Origin of the sequence: Reyranella sp. (assembly GCF_044224635.1) — a bacterium.
Taxonomy (GTDB): Bacteria; Pseudomonadota; Alphaproteobacteria; order Reyranellales; family Reyranellaceae; genus Reyranella.
In genome coordinates this window covers 1-19,275 of sequence record NZ_JBGAKA010000050.1, presented here as the reverse complement: position 1 = coordinate 19,275, position 19,275 = coordinate 1, and the positions used below count along the sequence as shown (strand labels likewise).

Sequence of the window (19,275 nt, the reverse complement as noted above, 5' to 3'; positions counted from 1 at the left end):
TGCAGGAGGCCTTTATGTCCAACCGTTACACCATCCATCGTCGCAGCCTGTTGGGCGGCGGCGCAGCCCTGGCCGCCGGCGCGGCATTCCCCGCGCTGGCGCAGGACAACAAGCGCATCGTCATCGGCACCTGGGGCGGCGACTATTCGCGCCTGCTGGCCAAGAACATCGAAACTCCCCTGCTCGCACCCAAGGGCTGGGACGTGGTCAAGGACGAAGCCAACGATCCGCCGCGTCGCGCCAAGGTGCTGGCCGAGAAGTCGCTGCGCCGCGGGACCTCGGACCTGCAGGGCGTGTCGGCCGCCAACATGTACGAGATGAACGAGCAGGGCACGCTCGAGCAGCTCGACTACTCCAAGATGCCCAACGCCGCGAACCTCATCCCGGCGATGAAGTATCCGTATGGCATCGGCCATATCTATTCGGGCAAGGTGATCCTCTACAATCCCAAGCTCATGCAGGCGCCGGCCAGCTTCGCCGACACGCTCAATCCCAAGAACGGCGCCAAGCTCGGCATCATCGACATCCAATATCAATACACCATGCTCGCCGCCGGCATGGCGGCGGGTGGCTCGGTGAGCAATTTCGAGCCCGGCAAGGAGTTGCTGGTCGCCTGCAAGAAGGCGGGCGCACGCATCTATCCGTCCAACGAGGCATTCGCCCAGGCACTCAAGACCGAGGAGATCGCCTGCGGAATCATGTGGAAGGCGCGCGCCGTGCAATGGCAGAACGCCGGCATCAACGTCTCGACGGTGGCGCCCAAGGAAGGCGTGCCGATGTACATCTCCGGCTTCGTCATGCCGAAGAACGCGCCCAACAAGGCGGGCGCCTATGCCTACCTCGATGCCATGATGGCGCCGTCGGCCCAGGAAGGCTTCGCCATCGACATGGGCTACAACCCGACGGTCACCAACGCCAAGGTGGCACCCGACCTGCGCGAGCGCATCGGCTTCACCGAGGAGGAGCAGAAGCGCCTGGTCGATCTCGACTACGGCTACATGGCCAAGAACGACTCCGCCTTCAAGGAATGGTGGGACAAGTCGTTCAAGGGATGACCGACACCGCGATTGCCCATGGTCCGCCCGTCGCCGTCCGGCGACGGGGCTACGGCTGGACTGCGACGGCGCTCTTGACGCCGGCGACGATCTTCGTCGCCATCAGCCTGTTCGCGCCGCTCGCCATCCTGTTCCGCTACAGCCTGAACGAGTTCGTCCCGGCCAAGAAGCTGATGGTCGAGGCGCTGACCATCGCCAACTACGTCAAGTTCTTCACCGACCCCTATTACACGTCGATCCTGCTGACGACGGTCAAGATCGCCGTCCTGGTCACCCTGGTCTGCCTGGTGCTGGGCTTTCCGCTCGCCTATGTCGTGGCGCGCACCCAGAGCCGCTGGAAGCACCTGCTGATCATCCTGATCGTCCTGCCGCTGTTCGTCGGCAACTCGGTGCGTGCGGCCGGCTGGATGGTCGTGTTCGGCAACAAGGGCTTCGTCAACGCGACCCTGATGGGCATTGGCCTGATCGACAAGCCGCTCGAGATCATGTTCACCGAGAACGCGGTGATCATCGGCATCATCGCCGTCAACCTGCCCTTCATGGTGCTGTCGCTGCAGAGCGTGATCGAAGGCATCGACCGCGCCGTCGAGGAGGCGGCGTTCAGCCTGGGCGCCCCGCCCGCCATCATGTTCCGCCGCGTGCTGTGGCCGCTCGCCATGCCCGGCATCCTGGCCGGCACCATCCTGACCTTCATCCTGGCGATGAACGCCTACGCCACCCCGTTCCTGCTGGGCGGCCCGCTGTTCAAGATGATGGCGCCGCTGGTCTACAACCAGTTCACCCAGCAGACCAACTGGCCGTTCGGCGGCGCCATCGCCTTCGTCCTGATGGCCGTAACGCTTGCCCTGACGCTGGCCGCCAACCTGATCCTGCAGCGCAGAAGCCGGGCGTGAGCGTCCCATTCCTCCCCAGCTTCGCTGGGGAGGTGTCGCCGTCTTACGGCGACAGAGGGGTCATGAGCCCCAGACCTGTTGCCCATGACCCCTCCGTCCGCGAAGACGCGGACACCTCCCCAGCGAAGCTGGGGAGGAGAACGAAAGGCTAGAGCTCCAGCAGGTTCGCCGATCATGCTTCTGCGCGTCATGCGATCCTCCGATCCGCTCCGGGGTCGGGTTGAAACCGGGCAGGAGCGGTGCGACAGTTTCGGCACCAGGGAGAAGCAAGTCATGGCGGAACACCGGCGAACTTCCGCGGAAGTTGCGGCGGCGCTCCGCGTGGCCTTTGGCGAGTACCGGTTCGACGGCGGCGCGCGGCAACTCTGGCGAGGCGACGAGGAGATCAGGCCCACCCCGCGCGCGTCGGCGCTGCTGGCTGCCCTGGCGGAGCGCTCGGCCGAGGTGGTGACCAAGCAGGAGCTGATCGACCGCCTGTGGGACGGCAAGGCGGTGGGCGACGATGCGCTCACCTCGTGCGTGCAGGAGCTGCGGCGCGCGCTGGGCGACGATCCGCGCCATCCGCGGGTCATCGAGACACGCTATCGCCTGCTGCTGGCGGCGGCGCCGATGGAGGAAGCGCCGCCGACGTTGCCCGACAAGGCGTCGATTGCGGCTGGAAGATCAGGCTGCAGCGGAGGCCTTGCGCTGACCGACCGCCCAAGCCTCGCGAAGCATTGCAGGCCGAGAAAATTTGGTCTCTCGAAAGAGGGCACTTCAGCCTAGTCTATCGCCATGGCCGATGACCTTCGCCCGCGCCGCTTTGCCGTCCTGGTCGATGCCGACAACACGTCACCCCGCATCGCCGGCGGTCTGTTCGAGGAGATCGCCAAGTTCGGCGAAGCCAGCGTCAGGCGCATCTACGGCGATTTTTCCAGCCCGCGCATGAAGTCGTGGGCCGACATCCTGCAGCGCTACGCCATCGATCCCTACCAGCAGTTCGCCTACACGACGGGCAAGAATGCCTCCGACATCGCGCTGGTGATCGACGCCATGGACCTGCTGCACAGCCGCCGGTTCGACGGCTTCTGCCTGGTCTCCTCCGACAGCGACTTCACCCGCCTGGCGTCCCGGCTCCGCGAGGAGGGTGCCGACGTCTATGGCTTCGGCACCCAGAAGACGCCCGAGAGCTTCCGCCAAGCCTGCCGACGCTTCATCTACACCGAGAACCTGTTGCCGGAAGTAATCCCGGCGACGCCCGAGGAAGGCGGCTCGGTCAGGGCGCGCCAGCCGGTGAGCGCCGCCATTCCCCTCCTGACCAAGGCGATTGCGGAGATGGATGCCGAGGACGGCTGGGTCGGCCTCGGCGTGGTCGGGCAGCGGCTTTCAAACATCGCCTCCGATTTCGATCCGCGCACCTACGGTTTTCGCAAGCTGAGCGACCTCGTCCGCAAGACCGGTGCCTTCGAGATCGATCAGCCGAAGGACCGGGCCATGCGAATCCGGGTCAAGCCGGTCGCCGCCTCCAGGACCAGGCCGATCCCGCGTCGTCCAAGCCCGCCTTGAGACAGCCACCGGCTGCCTCATTGCGCCCGGCGCCCGGACGATTCGTCTCGTTGCCGCCATCGCCGCCACCGCCTAAGACCAATCACCCGACGCAGCCCACGTCGTGGGCTGTGGGCAGGAAGGTTCCCGATTGAGAGGCAATGAAGACCGCGCGATCCAGACGGCGGCCCCGATGGAGGCCACTGCCTGGACCCAGATCCTCGCGCGTTACCGGCAGCCCAGCACTGCCCGGGGCATCCTCGAGATCGCCCTCACGATCATTCCGCTGACCGCCCTCTGGGTGCTGGCATGGGCGACCCTCGATGTCGGGTACTGGCTGGCCCTGCCGCTCGCCCTGGCGGCCGGCGCCTTCCTGGTCCGGTTGTTCGCCATTCAGCATGATTGCGGCCACGGCTCCTTCTTCCGGCATCGGCTCGCAAACGACTGGATCGGCCGGATCGCTGGCGTGCTGACCTTTACGCCCTACGGCGTGTGGCGCCAGTTGCATGCGATGCATCATGCCACCGCCGGCAACCTCGACCGGCGCGGCCGCGGCGACGTCGACACGCTCACGGTGAACGAATATCGCGCGCGCTCGATCTGGGGCCGCCTGCGCTACCGGCTGTACCGCCATCCGCTGGTGATGTTCGGGCTCGGCCCGGCCTACCTGTTCATCCTGCAGCATCGCCTGCCGGTCGGATCGATGCGGCGAGGCTGGCGGCCATGGGCCAGCACCATGGCGACCAATCTGGCGATCGTGGCGGCCGCCGCCCTGCTGATCTGGCTCGTCGGCATCAAGCCGTTCCTGCTCGTCCATCTGCCGATCGTCCTGCTCGCGGCCTCGGTCGGGGTCTGGATGTTCTACGTCCAGCATCAGTTCGAGCACACGACCTGGGCAAACGACGAGTCCTGGAGCGTGCAGGACGCGGCCTTGTACGGCAGCTCGCACTACGACCTGCCGGCCTTCCTGCGCTGGTTCACCGCCGATATCGGCGTGCACCATGTCCACCATCTGTGCAGCCGTATCCCGTTCTACCGGCTGTCGCGTGTGCTGCGCGAGCATCCTGAGCTGCGCAATGTCGGCCGATTGACCCTGCTCGAGAGCTTTCGCTGCGTGCGCCTCGCACTGTGGGACGAAAGGCAAGGCCGCCTCATCTCGTTCCGCGAGGCCCGGGCGGCAGGCTGACGGACAAGCCGACGACGATTGCCGTCGTGGCGCTGACGCGCCGCAGATTGCACTCGTGGCGCTGACGCGCCACAGTCGGCGTCATGCACATAGGACTGATCGGTGGCATCGGACCCGCCGCCACCGACTTCTACTATCGCGGCCTGATCGACCGCCACGTCGCCTCCGGCATTCCGCTCGAGGTCACCATCTGCCATGCCGACGTGCGCGAGATGTCGCGCAACCTCAACGACCGCACGCCAGCCAGGCAGGCCGAGATCTTCGCCCGCCTGGTCGGGCGCATGAAGGCGGCCGGCGCCGGCGCCGCGGCCATCACCTCGATGGGCGGCCATTTCTGCGTCAACGAGCTGATTCCGATCTCGCCGCTTCCCGTTTTGAACGCCATTCCCGAGGTCGGCGCCGAGATCAAGCGACGCGGGCTAAAGCGGATCGGCATCATGGGCACGCGCACCGTGATGGAGAGCGGGCTCTACGGCAGCCTCGCGTCGATCGAGGTCGTGCTGCCCGAAGGCGACGCGCTCGATCAGGTCCACACCGCCTACGTCACCATGGCGACCGCCGGCCGGGTCAATGACGGGCAGCGCCAGATCTTCCTCGAGCAGGGCCGCAGGCTCTGCCGCGAGCGCGGCGCCGAGGCCATCATGCTGGGCGGCACCGACCTGTTCCTGGCGTTCGAGGGAATCGACCCCGGCTTCCCGCTGGTCGATTGCGCCGACATCCACGTCAACGCGATCTACCGGACATCGGCAGCGGTGTAGACATCTTGTCATCCTGAGCGCAGCGAAGGATCTCATCGCCAGAAGTGCCGAGCACACCTATGGCAAACGGCGATGAGATCCTTCGCTACGCTCAGGATGACAGAAAAAGCGCCGTGCGGCTCTTGTCAGGGTGTGGTCGTGTCGTTCGAGCGAAGCGATCGACTCATCTCTTTGGTTCCCCGCACCACCTCGAAGAGCGTCACCGGCTGGATCCGGCCCTTGACCGGCACGCTGCCGATCGGGCGGATGTCGTAGGCCGTGGGATCGGCGAGCTCGTCGCGGGTGAATTGCGAGATCAGCAGGCCGACGCCGTAGTCCTTGGTCAGGCTTTCGACGCGGGAGGCCAGATTGACCGTATCAGAGATCACGGTGCCGTCCATGCGGTTCTTCTCGCCGATCGTGCCGATCATCAGCGAGCCGCTGTTGAGGCCGATGCCGATGGCGATCGGCTCGAGGCCGGCAGCCCGCCGCTCGCCGTTGAATGTCTCGAGCACCGCGAGCATGTCGAGGCCGGCGCTGAGCGCGTCATCGGCGGTGAAGAACAGGCCCATGATCGCATCGCCGATATACTTGTCGATGAAGCCCCGGTGCTTGCGGATGACCGGGCCCATCCGCTCGAGATAGGCATTGATGAAGGTGAAGTTCTGGCCCGGCGTCATGGCTTCCGACAGGGTCGTGAAGTCGCGCATGTCCGAGAACAGGACCGTCATGTTCTGGTGCTTGTTGTCGCCCAACGCGACCTCGACGATCGACGGCTTGCCGAGGATCGACAGGAACGCCTGCGGCACGAACCGTTCGATCGCGAGATTCGTCCGGCGCAGATCGACGATGGTGCGCCGCACGGAGTCGCGCATCGAGGCGAAGCTGGTCGCCAGCTGGCCGATCTCGTCGCGCCGGCCGGTGTTGGCGATCGCCTGATCGAGATTGCCCCGGGCGATGGCGCCGGCCTCGCCGCGCAGCGTGAACAGCGGATCGAGGAGCTGCCGCTGCAGCAGGCGCGAGGCGATCCAGTAGACGACCGGCAGCATCAGGGCGAGCACCAGCATCGAGCTCAGGAAGACGTGGGTGACGGCCTGGCGCGCCAGCCCGGTGTCGTAGGTGATCTGGCGAATGACGTATTTCGACGACATCAGGTGGCTGGTCGAAGCCTGTCTCTTCTCGCTGCTGTAGATCGTCACGAGGCGGGCATTGTTGGCTGGAATGGTCTCCCGACCGTCGCGGATCACGCGCTCGGCCAGCGCCGGATCGAGCTGCTTGCCGGGATTGATCAGCGACCAGGTCGCGGTGTCGTTCTGCAGGTAGATGTCGACGGACTTGACGTAGGGATTGGAATCCACGGCGTCGTCGAACAGATCCTCGAAGAAGTACTTGCTGAGCCAGCCATAGGGGCCTTGCGCCAGGTTGGTGCGGATGTCGGTCGAGGCTTCGACGATGTAGTCCCGGCCCTCGGGGCCGAAATAGCTGTAGGTCCTGAGCGTTCCGCTGACCTGCGACAGGTCGATGTCGTCGTTCATCACCTTGCCGGCGCCGAATACCGAATCGAGGAATCCCCTGAAGCTGCCGCGGGGAAACTCGAGGCCCTTGTCGTGCGCGAGATTGGTCTGGAACACCTTGTAATCGCGCCCGATGAAGTAGAGGTGCTGGACACCGTACTTCCGCGCCAGCGCGTCGAGCTCGGCGGTCGACAGTTCGGCCGGCGTGCGACCGCTCGCATCGAGCTCCGCGGCAATCTCGGGCAACACCTTGTCCATGTGCGCCACGATCCGCTGGTGCTCGGTGCGCAGCATGGTCTCGAACAGGGCAAAGCGCTCGCTTAGACTGGCCTCGATGCTGTGAAAATCGGCCGCCTGGTCCTGCGACATCAGCCGGTACATGGCGAGCGAGGCCACGATCGTGGCGCCCAGGCTGACAGCCACCATCACCGCCAGCAGGAACAGCCCGACCTTGCGCTTCATCGCGAAGCTACGTCGTGCCCCATACCGCGCGGGCCGTCTCGGCGACGCGCTCGAGCTTCGCCCATTGCGCCTTCTCGTCGATCAGGTTGCCGCCGGCGACGCTGGCGAAGCCGCATTGGGTCGACAGCGCCAGACGGTCTGGATCGACGAAACGAGCCGCCTCGTCGATACGCCGGCTGAGCGTATCCCGGCTTTCCAGGGCGGGCGTCTTGGTCGACACCAGTCCGAGCACGACGCGCCGCTCCTTCGGCACGTGGCGCAGCGGCGCGAAATCGCCGGCCCGCTCGCTGTCGTACTCGAGGAAGAACGCGTCGACCGGAATATCGTTGAACAAGCGCGCCGCCACCGGCTCGTAGCCGCCCGCCGCCATCCAGCGGCCACGGAAATTGCCGCGGCAGAGATGCAGGCCGACGGTAAGCCCGGCCGGCCGATTCTCGAGGATACGGCGCATCACCGCGATATAGAGGTCGAGCAGCGCGTCGGGATCACCGCCATGGGCCTCAGCCTGCTCGCGCACCAGCGGATCGCACAGCATGGCGAGCGGCACCTCGTCGAGCTGCAGGTAGCGGCAACCCGCTTCCGCCAGCTCGGCGATCTCGCTCTTGTACACGGCGACGAGATCGTCGAAGTAGCGCTCCTGCGTGTAGACCGAGGGCTCGAAGGCCTGCGTGAAGCGGAAGAAGTGGAAGGCGCTCGGGGTCGGCAAGGTGGCCTTGGGCAGCGCCGTACGGGTCGCCTTGGCAAGCCGGACATACTCGGCCAGCGCGATCGGGCTGCGGCGGCGAATGGTGCCCGACGCCACACAGGTCGGCCATTCGAAGTCTGCTCCCGCCGGGTTGCGGAAGCGGAACAGCGATGGTCCAAGCCGGAAGCCGTCGAGGCCTTCGAAGAAGAAGCCGAACCACGACGTGCGGGCGAACTCGCCGTCGCTCGCCACCTTGAAGCCCAGCGCTTCCTGTTGACTGACGACGCGGGCGATCTCCTGCTCCAACACCTTCTGATGAGCAGAGGCATCGATCTTGCCCAGCGCGATCTCGGCCGCTGTCTCCTTCAGGATGCGCGGGCGCAGCAGGCTGCCGACGATCTCGGCGCGAAACGGCGGTTTGGCCTCGGGGCTGGCCATGGGCACGCCTAGCTGTTGGACCACAGGCGGGTCGTGTAAGCGCCCTGCACGCCGGCATCGATCTGGGCGGCCAGCTCGTCGCCAGCGCCGATGCGGGGCGCGATGATCTTGCCGAACGAGACTCGGCCGGGCGCCGGCCACGCCTTGGGATCCCACAGCTTGGCGCGCACGATCGAGCGGGCGCAGTGGAAGTAGCAGTGCTTGATGTGGACCCGCGTCGCCAGCAGCGCCGGCTTGCCGAGGGCGCTCAGCGACTTCACCAAGTCGGGATCGTCGAAGATCTCGGCGGTGCCCGACACGCGCAGGGTCTCGCCGGTGGCCGGCACCAGGGCGATGATGCCAATCTTGCCGGTCGCCAGGATGTTGCTGAGGCCGAACGCCAGGTTGTTGCCGGCGCGCTCGGGGATCAGGAGCGTGCGCGGATCCTCGACGCGGATGAAGCCGGGATCGTCGCCCTTGGGCGAGACCTCGATGGTGCCGTCGGGCGCCGTCGTGCCGACCAGCGCGAACGGGCAGCGCCCGAGGAACTCGATCGACTGCTCGTCGAGCGCATCGAGGATCTTGGCGCGGGTCGTCGGACGCGGCTCGGGCAGGACGCGGCGCAGGTCGTCCAGCGAGGCGAGGCGGGCCATGGGCGTGGTTCCTTCGTTGGCAACGGGTTCGGTCCCCACCATCGCCCGCCGCGCCGGCCGATTCAATCTCCCTGCAACTTATCCATGTTGCTGTAGAGCCGGCGCAGCGCCGCCTTCAGCCGCTCGGCTTCGGCGGGACTGAAGCCCGCCAAAGCTACCTGCTCGTAGCGCTCGGCGATCGGCACGATCCGCTGGGTCAGCCGCCGCCCGGCCGGCGTGACCTGCAGCACGATCGCCCGCGCGTCGTCCGCGGCGCGCCGCCGGGCAACCAGGCCCTTGGTCTCCATCGTGTCGACCAGCCGCGTCAGGGTGGAGACCTCGATCGAGGTCGTCGCCGAGAGGTCGCCCATGCGCCGCCCGTCGCGCTCGCGCAGCGCGGCGAGCACGCGCCACATCTGCAGGGTGGCGCCGAGCGGCCGGACCTCCTCGCCGAACGCCGTGGCGATGCGGTTGCCGGCGCGGTTCAGCAGGTAGGGCAGATAGGAGTCGAGCCGCCCCATCGTCGGATCGCCCGATCGTCAGGAGGCGAAGTGCGGCGCGACCTCGCGCATGAAGAGCTCCATCTGCTCCTTCACCATGGCATGCGGGATCTGGCCGTAGTTGAAATAGAGGATGACCTCGGCGATGCCGGCTTTCTCGACCTGCTTCAGCGTGTCGACGATGTGCTGGACGCTGCCGCACAGGATCGACTTGTCGGTGAGCTTCTCCGGCCGCATGTCGCGCAGGATGTTCACGATGTCGACGAAGTACTTGTAGGTCGGCGGCACCTTCTCGCCCGACGACGAGGGAAAGGCCGCGATCAGCGCATCCTGGAAGTAGCGCACCAGCGCTTCCTTGCCGTACTGCTCCTCGGCCGGCGTCGCGGCGATGTGCACGAAGTACGAGCACATGGCGCGCCGCATCGGCCGCTTGAAGCCCGTCTCGCAGGTCTCGCGATAGACGCGCACCGCGTCGGCCAGCGAGCCGTAGACCATGGCGGCGGCGAACGGCGCGTAGATCACGTTCCAGTCGTTCTTCGCCGCAAGCTCCATCGACGGCCGCGAGAAGCAGGCGACGTAGGGCCGCAACGGCTTCTGCGCCGGCTTGGGCCGGATCTCCACGTCCTCGAACTGGTAGAAGCGGCCCTTGTGCGACCACTTGCCGGTCTCGGTCCAGGCGCGCCACAGGATTTCCAGCCCCTCGGCGAACAGCTCGGCCGACTCCGCGAACGGCGCGCCGAACGGCTCGTACTCCTTGCGGTCGTAGCCGCGCCCGGCGGCGAAATCGACCCGCCCGCCGGACAGCAAATCGAGCGTCGCCCATTCCTCGGCGACGTGCAGCGGATGATGGACCGGCAGGAGCGTCACCGCCGGCGCCAGGCGCAGCGTCGTTGTGGCACCGGCGAGCTGCGCCAGCATGGCAAGCGGCGAGGCGTTCACGCCCAGAAGATTGAAATGATGCTCGCCGATCCAGGCCGAGTTCAGGCCGACCTTCTCGGCCCACAACGCCTCGGCATAGATGTCCTGCAGGAACGCCTCGGCGGTACGCGGATTGTTCGGATAGCGATTGTCGCTCAGCGTGAAGTAACCGAATTTCATGAGCGCCTCCTCCGGTTGACGCTCATCATGCTCCCATTATTTGCAAACGCAAATGAGTTATTTGCAAATACAGGTAAATGAACGGCCGTCGTCGCCTCTCTCATTCTCCTCCCCAGCTTCGCTGGGGAGGTGTCGCCGTCTCGGCGACGGAGGGGTCATGAGCAGCGGGACTGGGGCCCATGACCCCTCCGCCCCCCGATTACGGGGGCACCTCCCCCAGCGAAGCTGGGGAGGAGAATGAAAAGAGCGCCACGTCGGCGGAGATTACTCCGCCTTAAGTGGCGCGCTCCCAGCCATGAGTTGCCGCCCTACGCCTGCCGGGGCGCGACTTCGGCGAGCGACATGACCCAGTCGCGGAACGCCTTGATCTTGCGCCGGCGGATCGCCTCGGGCGGGTAGACGACATAGTAGGCAAGCTCGGTCGACATCTTGAAGTCGAACGGCACGACCAGGCGGCCCGCCTCGAGGTCGGGCGCGACCAGCTTGTGCCGGCCCAGCGCCACGCCGAGCCCGTCCATCGCCGCCTGGTAGGCGGCCAGGGAGAAATCGAACGACACGCCGCGCGAGGCGTCGATGCCCTTGACGCCGGCCGCGGTCAGCCAGATCTGCCAGTCGTCCGGGAAGTTGCCGATGTGCAGCAGCGTGAAGTTCTTGAGGTCGGCCGGCTTCTTCAGGCCGTTCGCTCCCTTGAGCAGCGACGGCGCACAGACCGGCATGACATCCTCGGTGAGCAGCCGCTCGGCGCCGAGCGACGGCCAGTGGCCCCTGCCGTAGCGGATGCCGATATCGACATCCTCGCGCGCGAAATCGACCAGATCGGTCGAGGTGCTGACCCGGACGTCGATCTCCGGGTTGGAGCGTTGAAATCCGCCGAGACGCGGCACCAGCCATTTCATGGCGAACGACGCCGTGGTGGTCACCGTGAGGTGGCCGCCGCGATCCTTCTGCAGCAGCTTCTCGGTCGCCTCGTTGAGCTGGTCGAAGGCGGCGCGCACCGAAGGCAGGTAGGCTTGGCCCGCCTCGGAGAGCAGCAGGGAGCGATTGCGCCGCACGAACAATTTTAATCCGAGCCGTTGCTCGAGCCCGCGCACCTGGTGGCTGATCGCTGCCTGCGTGACGCTGAGCTCGTCGGCAGCATCTGTGAAGCTCATATGACGGGCGGCCGCCTCGAAGGCACGCAGGCCGTTGAGCGGTGGCAGGGTACGCTTCATGGCTCTCCAGACGCATGAGGGAAATTTATCAAAACAGGACAAAGGGTCATTTGTAAAGAACCCTGCCGGCGCACACTTACAGGCCAGCGAACACGTACCGTTTTCAAGGAGAGTTCCATGGCCGACGTGTCACTCCACTATCGCTCTCAGGCGCCCCTGGCCGGCACTTTCGAGGTCCTCGGCCGGATCCTGGCCACCTGGCGCCGGCGCGCCCACGAGCGCCGCGAGTTGGCCTACCTCGATGCCCGCACGATCCGCGATCTGGGGTTGAGCACCGGAGAAATCCAGTTCGAGGCCAGCAAGCCATTCTGGCGCAGCTAGTTCCCGCTTCCGGAGCAGGCCCGTTTCCTACCCTGCCGGGCCTATCCCCCTCCGGATCCTGGCCGGCGGTCGACCCTCAGCCTCCCTGTCGACCGCCGGCCTTTTTCTCTGCCTGCCGTCAACCAAGCCCAATGGGCCAACTGGTGTCGGCCCGCGGATAGAGCAGTCGGCGTCACTTGACTGAGATGGCGCCATGGTCCGGCGCTTCTGTCTTTCCGCGTCCGTCCTGCGCGCTCTACTCGCCGAATGGCGCTGCCGCGCCCGCAGTCGCGCCGAGATCGCGGCCCTGCAGGGTTGCACGATCCGTGATCTCGGGCTCGCCCGCAGCCAATTGCGCTTCGAGGCGGAAAAGCCGTTCTGGCGCAAATGAATGGACCGCTGGTGTCGGGGGCGAAGACCTTCATGCTCGGAAAGTGCGGCTTCATCGGCAGGCACGGCGACCCTGCGGCGTCCGTGAAAGAAAGGTCCCTCGCCGCGCTCAGGATGACACTGTTGTTGTCGCGGATAACAATACTGTCATCCCGAGCGCCGCGAGGGACCTTTCCTCTTTTCACCCCGTAGTCGACGGCACAGGCGTCGAAGAGGTCGCTGGCTCTCCCGCATCCAAGCATGACCCGTCGCTTTTGCTTTGCCGCCGCCTCTGCTAGAGGCCGCTCGTGGCGCTCACCGACCTCCAGATCCAGACGCTGACGCGCGATGCCGTGCAGCGCGCTGCCGCCGGCGACTTCGCCGGCGCGGAGCCGCTCCTGGCGCAGGTTGCCGAGGCGCGACCCAACTCGGGGCAGGCCTTGCACATCCTCGGACAGGCGCGCCTCAAGCTTGGCCGCTTCGCCGAGGCGCGCGAGCCGCTCGAACGGGCAGCCAAGTTCCTGCCCCGGGAAGCCGCCGCCCACGTCAATCTCGCCGGCTGCCTCATGGTCCTGGGCGAGCACGCGCAAGCCCTGACCGCGCTCGACCGCGCCAGCCGGCTCAAGCCCGACGATGCCGCCGTCGCCTACAACAAGGGGCGCGCACTCGAAGCGCTCGGGCGCGCGGCGGAAGCCGAACAGGCCTACAGCGACGCCCTGGCGGTTGATCACCGCCTGCTGCCCTCGCTGTCGGCCCGTGCCCGGCTGCTGGCCGCGCGCGGCGACTGGATCGGCGCCCTGTCGGACCTCGAGACTGCCTTGGTGAGCCGACCCAACGACCCGCAGTTGCGGCTGCGACGCGGCGAGCTGCTGCTGCGCCAGGGCGACTGGCTGCGCGGACTCGGCGACCACGAGGCGCGCCTCGAGATCGCCGGTGACCGCTACGCGCCCGCCCTGCCGCGCTGGCAGGGCGAGCCGCTCGCCGGCCGCCTTCTGCTCTATCCCGAACAGGCCGACATCGACAGCGACACCGCGCGGCGCGACGTCCTGATGCTGGCGCGCGGCGTCGATGCAGTCGTTCAGTGTCCGGCGAGCCTCGAGCCGTGGCTCGCCGCACCGACGGCGCGGCGTGGCGAGTCGCTTGATGGCTTCGTCGCAGCCGCGCCGCTGCGCAGCCTGCCCTACCTGCTCGGCTGGACGCTCGAAGACCTGCCCTCGCCCGGCCCCCTCGAGGTGAGCGCCGAGCCGTCGTCACGCATTGGCTGGTTCACGCGCAGCGACCCTCCCGAAGGGCTCGAGATCGAGCGCGACGCGGCAGCGATCGCGCGCTGCCGCCTGGTCGTCGGCGAGGATTCGCCGCCGATCCACCTCGCCGCCCGTCTCGGCATTCCCACGGTGCTCCTGCGCGGCAAGCAGCCCGACTGGCTTTTGGGCCCGCACGACGGCGCCTCGCCCTGGTATCGCACCCTGGAAGTGATCGACGAGAAGGACAGCGAAGCGCTGGCGGCGCGGCTGGCGAGATGCTGATATCCGCCGCACGCGGAGGAGCATCATGGCCAAGACCCTGTTCGACAAGATCTGGGACAGCCACGTCATCGCCGATCTCGGCAACGGCTTTGTCCTGCTGCACATCGACCGGCTGCTGCTGCACGACCTGTCGGGCGCCCGCGCGCTGCAGGAGGCGACCGAGAAGGGCTATGCGCCCGCCCAGCCGTGGCTGATCTACGGCACGCCCGACCATGCCATCTCGACGGCGCCGGGCCGCACCGAGAAGACCTTTCCGCCCGGCGAGCCGCTGATCCGCGGCATGCGCACCAGCACCAAGCAACACGGCATCCGGCTGTTCGACATCGGCCAGGACGGCAACGGCATCGTCCATGTCATCGGGCCGGAGCTCGGGCTCACGCTGCCCGGCACGACGCTGATCTGCGGCGACAGCCACACCTGCACCCACGGCGGCATGGGCGCGCTGGCCTTCGGCGTCGGCTCGTCCGAGCTGGTCCATGCGCTCGCCACGCAGACCATGGTGCAGCGCAAGCCCAGGCGTTTCCGCGTGAGCTTCGAGGGCGTGATCCCGGAGGGCGTCACGGCCAAGGACATGATCCTGCACCTGATCGGCGAGGTCGGCACCGCCGCCGGCACCGGTCACGCGGTCGAGTACGCCGGCTCGGCGATCCGCGGCCTGCCGGTCGAGGGACGACTGACGATCTGCAATCTCTCGATCGAGATGGGCGCGCGCACCGGCATGGTGGCGCCCGACGACACCACCTTCGCCTACCTGCACGGCCGCGACTACGCGCCCAAGGACGCGCTGTGGGACCGCGCCCTGGCGCATTGGCGCACCCTGCCCTCCGACGCCGATGCCGAGTTCGACCGCGACCACACGATCGACATGAGCCGGGTGGCGCCGCAGATCACCTGGGGCACCAGCCCCGAGCACGTGATCGCCGTCGACCGGCCGATCCCCGATCCCGCCTCCGGCCCGGAAGACAAGCGCGCCGCCTGGACGGCGGCACTGCACTACCAGGGCCTCGAGCCCGGCAAGCCGATCGAGGGCACCAAGGTCGACTGGGTGTTCATCGGCTCGTGCACCAACAGCCGCATTTCGGACCTGCGCGCCGCCGCAGCGATCGCCAAGGGCCGGCGCACGGCGGCGCACGTCCACGCCTGGATCGTGCCCGGCTCGGAGCGGGTCAAGCGCGAGGCCGAAGCCGAAGGCCTCGACCGCATCTTCACCGAGGCCGGCTTCGAATGGCGCGAGCCCGGCTGCTCGATGTGCATCGCCTCGAACGGCGAGCGCGTGCCGCCGGGCCAGCGCAGCGTCTCGACCTCGAACCGCAACTTCGTCGGCCGCCAGGGCCCCGGCGCGCGCACCCATCTCGCCAGCCCGGCGATGGCCGCCGCCGCGGCGATCAAGGGCGCCATCACCGACGTCCGCAAGCTTTGACGGAAACCTCATGCTGCGGAGCGAGCGAAGCGAGCGTCTTCTCATCTCCTCCCCAGCTTCGCTGGGGAGGTGTCCGAGTCATCGCGGACGGAGGGGTCATAGGCCCCTCTCACGTGATTCATGACCCCTCCGTCGCCGTAAGACGGCGACACCTCCCCAGCGAAGCTGGGGAGGAGAATGACGATCGCGGCAATTCACAACCCTCGGGGTGAGGTCGGGAGGTAAGTAGATGGACAAATTCACCAAGGTCACCGGCGTTGCCGCCCCGCTGATGCGCCAGAACGTCGATACCGATCTGGTCATCCGCATCGAACGCCTCGTCAGCAACACCGGCCGCGAAGGGCTGGGTCCCTACTGCTTCGAGCAGATCCGCTTCAAGGCCGACGGCAGCGAGGATCCCGACTGCGTCTTCAACCAGGCACCCTATCGCGGCGCACCGATCATCCTGTCGGCCGACAATTTCGGCTGCGGATCGAGTCGCGAAGGGGCGGTGTGGGCGCTCGCCGGCATGGGCGTGAAGGCCGTGATCGCGCCCTCCTACGGCGACATCTTCTTCAACAACTGCTTCCAGAACGGCATCCTGCCGGTGAAGCTGCCGATCGAGGAAGTCGAGCGCCTGGCCGACGAGACGCGCGCCTCGCCGGGCAATGCTCGGGTCACCGTCGATCTCGAGAACTGCCAGGTCATCTCGCCGACCGGCCGCACGATTCCCTTCGAGGTCGATGGACGGCGCCAGCATGCGCTGCTGAACGGGCTGGACGACATCGCCCAGACGATGACCCACAAGGACGCGATCGCAACCTGGCAGGGCGCCGACAAGACGGCGCGGCCCTGGGTATGGCTATGATCGCTTGAAACCGGCCCACGCGCTCGCCGCCGCCCTCATCGTGGCGATGTGGGGGCTCAACTTCACGGTCATCCGCTTCGGCCTCGACGAGTTCACGCCCTTCACCTTCGCCACCTGGCGCTTCGTGTTGGCGGCGCTGCCGGTGCTGGTCATCCCCAGGCCCGCGGTGTCGTGGCCGATGCTGGCCGGTATCGGCACCTTCCTGTTCGGCGGTCAGTTCGTCTTCCTGTTCTTCGCCATGCAGGTCGGCCTGCCGCCGGGTCTTACGTCGGTGCTGGTCCAGCTGCAGGGCCCGCTCACCGTCGTGCTGGCCGCCCTCTTCCTGCGCGAGCATGCGACCTCCGGCCAATGGCTGGGCTTGGCCATCGCCACCGTCGGCGTCGTGCTGATTGGCCGGTCGGTCGAAGGAGACGCCAGCCTGCTCGCCATCCTGCTGGCGCTGATGTCGGCGCTCACCTGGGCGACCGGCAACCTGTTCTTCCGCGCCGCCCGCGGCGTGTCGATGTTCGCCGTCACCGCCTGGGCGAGCCTGCTGCCGACCCTGCCGCTCGCCGCCGTCGCCTTGATCATCGACGGCCCAACGACGTTGCTCACCCCGATCCTGGCGCCGACCTGGAAGGGCTGGTTCGTGCTCTTCTACACCGTCGCGCCGGTGATGTGGCTGGGCTACCTGATCTGGGGCACGCTGCTCAGGACCTATCCCGCCGCCAAGGTCGGCCCGATCTCCCTGCTGGTGCCCTGCGTGGCGCTCGGCTTCGCTGCCTGGCTGGTCGGCGAGCCGGTCGAGGGGCTGCGTCTGGCCGGCATCGTGGTCGTGCTAGGCGGCGTGGCTCTTGGCCTTTTCGCCTCGGTGCGGCGGATGCGGTAGCTCCCAGGCCTGAAATGCAACCCAGGCGTTGATCGGCAGATCGTGGACTACCCTTAGATGAGGCACAGCAATGGTGAAGAAATTCGATCCCATGAATCCCGGTGAGGTTCTTCGGGAGGAGTTCCTGCTCCCACTGAAAATGTCGGCTGGCGCCCTTGCCAAGATCTGCGGCTTGCCTCGCACCCGACTCGAGCGGATCGCCAGCGAACAGACTGGCGTCACCGCAGACACTGCGCTTCGCCTCGCCAAGGCACTCGGCACCACGACGCAGCTTTGGCTCAATCTGCAGAACGACTACGACATCCGGATCGCGAAGCGTGATCTCGGAAAAGCGCTCGATCGCATCCGAACGCTGGACAGGCCGAAGGGGTCCAGTCACTCGGCGCCGCAGCCCGTGCGCCGCCAAAGCACTAGAGCGTGATCGTCTCTGGCTGAAGCACCAAAGAGTGACCTCACCCTGAGGAGTACATTTAAGGCAATCTCGCTGTAGCCTTGGCGAATACGCTACACCTGCTGAAGTCCGCACCACTCGGCGATGAATAGCGCCGTCGCCTGGGTGATCTTGCGGACCGATTCGAGGTTCACCTTCTCGTCGAAGCCGTGGATGTCGTCGGATTGCGGGCCATAGACCAGGGCCGGGATGCCGGCATAGAGGCCGAAGAAGCGGTTGTCGGCCGTGCCGGTCGAGGTCTTGTCCAGGAGATCATAGCCGAACACCGTCTTGTGCGCCTCGGCAAGCACGCCGCGCACCTGCTCGTGGTTCTTCAGCACGAACGGCTCCGCCTGGAAACCTTCCCAGGTCACGGTCGGCGGGTTGTTGCCGAGGAAGGGGTCGTTGGCGGCCGCCTTGCGGATCAGATCCTCGATCTCCTGGCGCGCTTCCTTGAGGGTCTGCGTCGGCAGCACGCCGACGCGCATGTCGAAGGTGCACCAGGCCGGCACCGAGCTCGCCCAGTCGCCGCCGGCGATCTTGCCGACATTGAAGTTCACCGGGTGATGATGGCTGTGGAAGTGCGGGTCGTGCGCCTTCTTCTCGTTCCACTTCTTCTCCAGCTCGCGCAGCGCCTGGATCAGGCGGAACGCCGATTCGATGGCGTTCGACCCGGCGTCGGCCTTGTAGACGTGCACCGGATGGCCGGTGACCTTGACCTGGAACCACATCACACCGACCTGGGCGATCGTCAGCACCGTGGAGGACGGCTCGGGGATCAGCGCGGCGTCGGCGCGGTAGCCGCGCTGCAGGCAGGCCAGCGCGCCGTTGCCGGTGCATTCCTCCTCGACCACCGACTGCTGATAGACATCGGCGGCCGGCTGGTAGCCGAGCGCACGCAAGGCCCGCAGGGCAAAGACGTTGAGGATGAGGCCGGCCTTCATGTCGCCCGAGCCACGGCCGTACAGCCAGCCGTCGCGCACGACCGGATCGAAGGGCGGGCGCGTCCACATCTCGTGCGGACCTTCGGGCACGACGTCGATGTGGCCATTCAGGATCAGCGACCGTCCCTTGGGGCTTGACGGCCGCCAGGCACCGACCACGTTCCACGCATCGTCGTAGTCCTGTGAATGCGGCGAGTAGCCCGGCAAATGCTTGAGATCGTCGATCTTGATCTGCCAGCGGTCAACTCCCAGCCCGTCCTCCTTGAACAGGCGCGCCATCATGTCCTGCGCCGGCGCTTCGCGAAAACGCGTCGACGGAATCTTGACGAGGTCGGCGAGCACCTTGGTCTGATCGTCGAAGCGACGATCGACCTCGGTCATGATCTTGGTCGTGAGCGATGAATCGAGCATGGCCCGACTTTGGCGGATGCGAGACGGCAGGTCAAAACGGACACATCTCGAATCCTTCCCCCGCAATCGGGGGAGGTGCCCCGTCATACGGGGCGGAGGGGGAAAGCCCCACTCGAGATGATTCTGACTTCCGACGTCGAAAGCTCATGGATCTCGTTTGAGGCCTTCCCCCTCCGCCCCCTCCGGGGGCACCTCCCCCGTAAGACGGGGGAGGAATGGAGATGGAAGCTGGGGAGGAGGCCTGAA

General features: G+C 66.8%; 20 protein-coding genes. 13 read left to right on the top strand and 7 right to left on the bottom strand.

Features of this window, described 5'->3' with window-relative positions; all coding sequences use genetic code 11:
- Window positions 1-14 precede the first annotated feature (14 nt).
- The 6 genes from ACILR9_RS30765 to ACILR9_RS30740 all read left to right on the top strand — a co-directional run bounded on the left by ACILR9_RS30765 (window position 15) and on the right by ACILR9_RS30740 (window position 5,416).
- Window positions 15-1,055 carry an extracellular solute-binding protein gene (locus ACILR9_RS30765; RefSeq protein ID WP_395713799.1) on the top strand — a complete coding sequence of 347 codons (1,041 nt, stop codon included), beginning with the start codon at window positions 15-17 and terminating at the stop codon, window positions 1,053-1,055.
- On the top strand, window positions 1,052-1,948 hold the full coding sequence (locus ACILR9_RS30760) for an ABC transporter permease (protein WP_395713798.1): 897 nt from the start codon (window positions 1,052-1,054) through the stop codon (window positions 1,946-1,948). Before ACILR9_RS30765 ends, ACILR9_RS30760 begins: the two co-directional genes overlap by 4 nt.
- Window positions 1,949-2,122: 174 nt before the next feature.
- Complete coding sequence (locus ACILR9_RS30755) at window positions 2,123-2,713, top strand: transcriptional regulator (protein WP_395713797.1); 591 nt, start codon at window positions 2,123-2,125, stop codon at window positions 2,711-2,713.
- Between the two features lie 9 nt (window positions 2,714-2,722).
- Window positions 2,723-3,493: an NYN domain-containing protein gene (locus ACILR9_RS30750; RefSeq protein WP_395713796.1), complete on the top strand. Its 771-nt coding sequence runs from the start codon at window positions 2,723-2,725 to the stop codon at window positions 3,491-3,493.
- Between the two features lie 172 nt (window positions 3,494-3,665).
- Window positions 3,666-4,658: a fatty acid desaturase gene (locus tag ACILR9_RS30745; RefSeq protein ID WP_395713835.1), complete on the top strand. Its 993-nt coding sequence runs from the start codon at window positions 3,666-3,668 to the stop codon at window positions 4,656-4,658.
- 83 nt (window positions 4,659-4,741) lie between these two features.
- Window positions 4,742-5,416 carry an aspartate/glutamate racemase family protein gene (locus ACILR9_RS30740; protein WP_395713795.1) on the top strand — a complete coding sequence of 225 codons (675 nt, stop codon included), beginning with the start codon at window positions 4,742-4,744 and terminating at the stop codon, window positions 5,414-5,416.
- Window positions 5,417-5,541: 125 nt separating this feature from the next.
- On the opposite strand, the gene ACILR9_RS30735 is transcribed toward ACILR9_RS30740, so the two are convergent.
- The 6 genes from ACILR9_RS30735 to ACILR9_RS30710 form a co-directional block, all read right to left on the bottom strand.
- Window positions 5,542-7,371 carry an adenylate/guanylate cyclase domain-containing protein gene (locus tag ACILR9_RS30735; protein ID WP_395713794.1) on the bottom strand — a complete coding sequence of 610 codons (1,830 nt, stop codon included), beginning with the start codon at window positions 7,369-7,371 and terminating at the stop codon, window positions 5,542-5,544.
- A gap of 7 nt (window positions 7,372-7,378) precedes the next feature.
- Complete coding sequence (locus ACILR9_RS30730) at window positions 7,379-8,494, bottom strand: 5-methyltetrahydropteroyltriglutamate--homocysteine S-methyltransferase (RefSeq protein ID WP_395713793.1); 1,116 nt, start codon at window positions 8,492-8,494, stop codon at window positions 7,379-7,381.
- 8 nt (window positions 8,495-8,502) lie between these two features.
- Window positions 8,503-9,126 carry an MSMEG_1061 family FMN-dependent PPOX-type flavoprotein gene (locus ACILR9_RS30725; protein WP_395713792.1) on the bottom strand — a complete coding sequence of 208 codons (624 nt, stop codon included), beginning with the start codon at window positions 9,124-9,126 and terminating at the stop codon, window positions 8,503-8,505.
- A gap of 62 nt (window positions 9,127-9,188) precedes the next feature.
- Entirely contained in the window at window positions 9,189-9,626 is a 438-nt protein-coding gene (locus tag ACILR9_RS30720) for a MarR family winged helix-turn-helix transcriptional regulator (RefSeq protein ID WP_395713791.1), read from the bottom strand.
- Between the two features lie 18 nt (window positions 9,627-9,644).
- The gene (locus tag ACILR9_RS30715) at window positions 9,645-10,703 is read right to left on the bottom strand and encodes an LLM class flavin-dependent oxidoreductase (RefSeq protein ID WP_395713790.1); all 1,059 of its coding nucleotides are present in this window, start codon (window positions 10,701-10,703) and stop codon (window positions 9,645-9,647) included.
- Between the two features lie 308 nt (window positions 10,704-11,011).
- Window positions 11,012-11,914, bottom strand: a complete 903-nt coding sequence (locus tag ACILR9_RS30710) for a transcriptional regulator GcvA (protein ID WP_395713789.1) — start codon at window positions 11,912-11,914, stop codon at window positions 11,012-11,014.
- 117 nt (window positions 11,915-12,031) lie between these two features.
- Here ACILR9_RS30710 and ACILR9_RS30705 point away from each other — a divergent pair, with 117 nt between their 5' ends.
- The 7 genes from ACILR9_RS30705 to ACILR9_RS30675 all read left to right on the top strand — a co-directional run bounded on the left by ACILR9_RS30705 (window position 12,032) and on the right by ACILR9_RS30675 (window position 17,665).
- On the top strand, window positions 12,032-12,235 hold the full coding sequence (locus ACILR9_RS30705) for a DUF1127 domain-containing protein (RefSeq protein ID WP_395713788.1): 204 nt from the start codon (window positions 12,032-12,034) through the stop codon (window positions 12,233-12,235).
- A 193-nt stretch (window positions 12,236-12,428) separates the two neighbouring features.
- Window positions 12,429-12,605, top strand: coding sequence for a DUF1127 domain-containing protein (locus ACILR9_RS30700; RefSeq protein ID WP_395713787.1), 177 nt, complete (start codon window positions 12,429-12,431; stop codon window positions 12,603-12,605).
- A gap of 286 nt (window positions 12,606-12,891) precedes the next feature.
- A complete protein-coding gene (locus tag ACILR9_RS30695) occupies window positions 12,892-14,109 on the top strand; it encodes a tetratricopeptide repeat protein (RefSeq protein ID WP_395713786.1) in 1,218 nt (405 codons plus the stop codon).
- A gap of 25 nt (window positions 14,110-14,134) precedes the next feature.
- Complete coding sequence (leuC, locus tag ACILR9_RS30690; RefSeq protein WP_395713785.1) at window positions 14,135-15,529, top strand: 3-isopropylmalate dehydratase large subunit; 1,395 nt, start codon at window positions 14,135-14,137, stop codon at window positions 15,527-15,529.
- A 229-nt stretch (window positions 15,530-15,758) separates the two neighbouring features.
- The gene (gene leuD / locus ACILR9_RS30685; protein WP_395713784.1) at window positions 15,759-16,376 is read left to right on the top strand and encodes a 3-isopropylmalate dehydratase small subunit; all 618 of its coding nucleotides are present in this window, start codon (window positions 15,759-15,761) and stop codon (window positions 16,374-16,376) included.
- 4 nt (window positions 16,377-16,380) lie between these two features.
- Window positions 16,381-17,244: an EamA family transporter gene (locus ACILR9_RS30680; protein WP_395713783.1), complete on the top strand. Its 864-nt coding sequence runs from the start codon at window positions 16,381-16,383 to the stop codon at window positions 17,242-17,244.
- 70 nt (window positions 17,245-17,314) lie between these two features.
- Complete coding sequence (locus tag ACILR9_RS30675; RefSeq protein WP_395713782.1) at window positions 17,315-17,665, top strand: HigA family addiction module antitoxin; 351 nt, start codon at window positions 17,315-17,317, stop codon at window positions 17,663-17,665.
- A gap of 83 nt (window positions 17,666-17,748) precedes the next feature.
- Here the strand turns inward: ACILR9_RS30675 and ACILR9_RS30670 are convergent, their stop codons facing one another.
- Window positions 17,749-19,029 (bottom strand): ArgE/DapE family deacylase, encoded by a 1,281-nt coding sequence (locus ACILR9_RS30670; RefSeq protein ID WP_395713781.1) that lies wholly within the window; start codon window positions 19,027-19,029, stop codon window positions 17,749-17,751.
- Window positions 19,030-19,275: the final 246 nt, after the last annotated feature.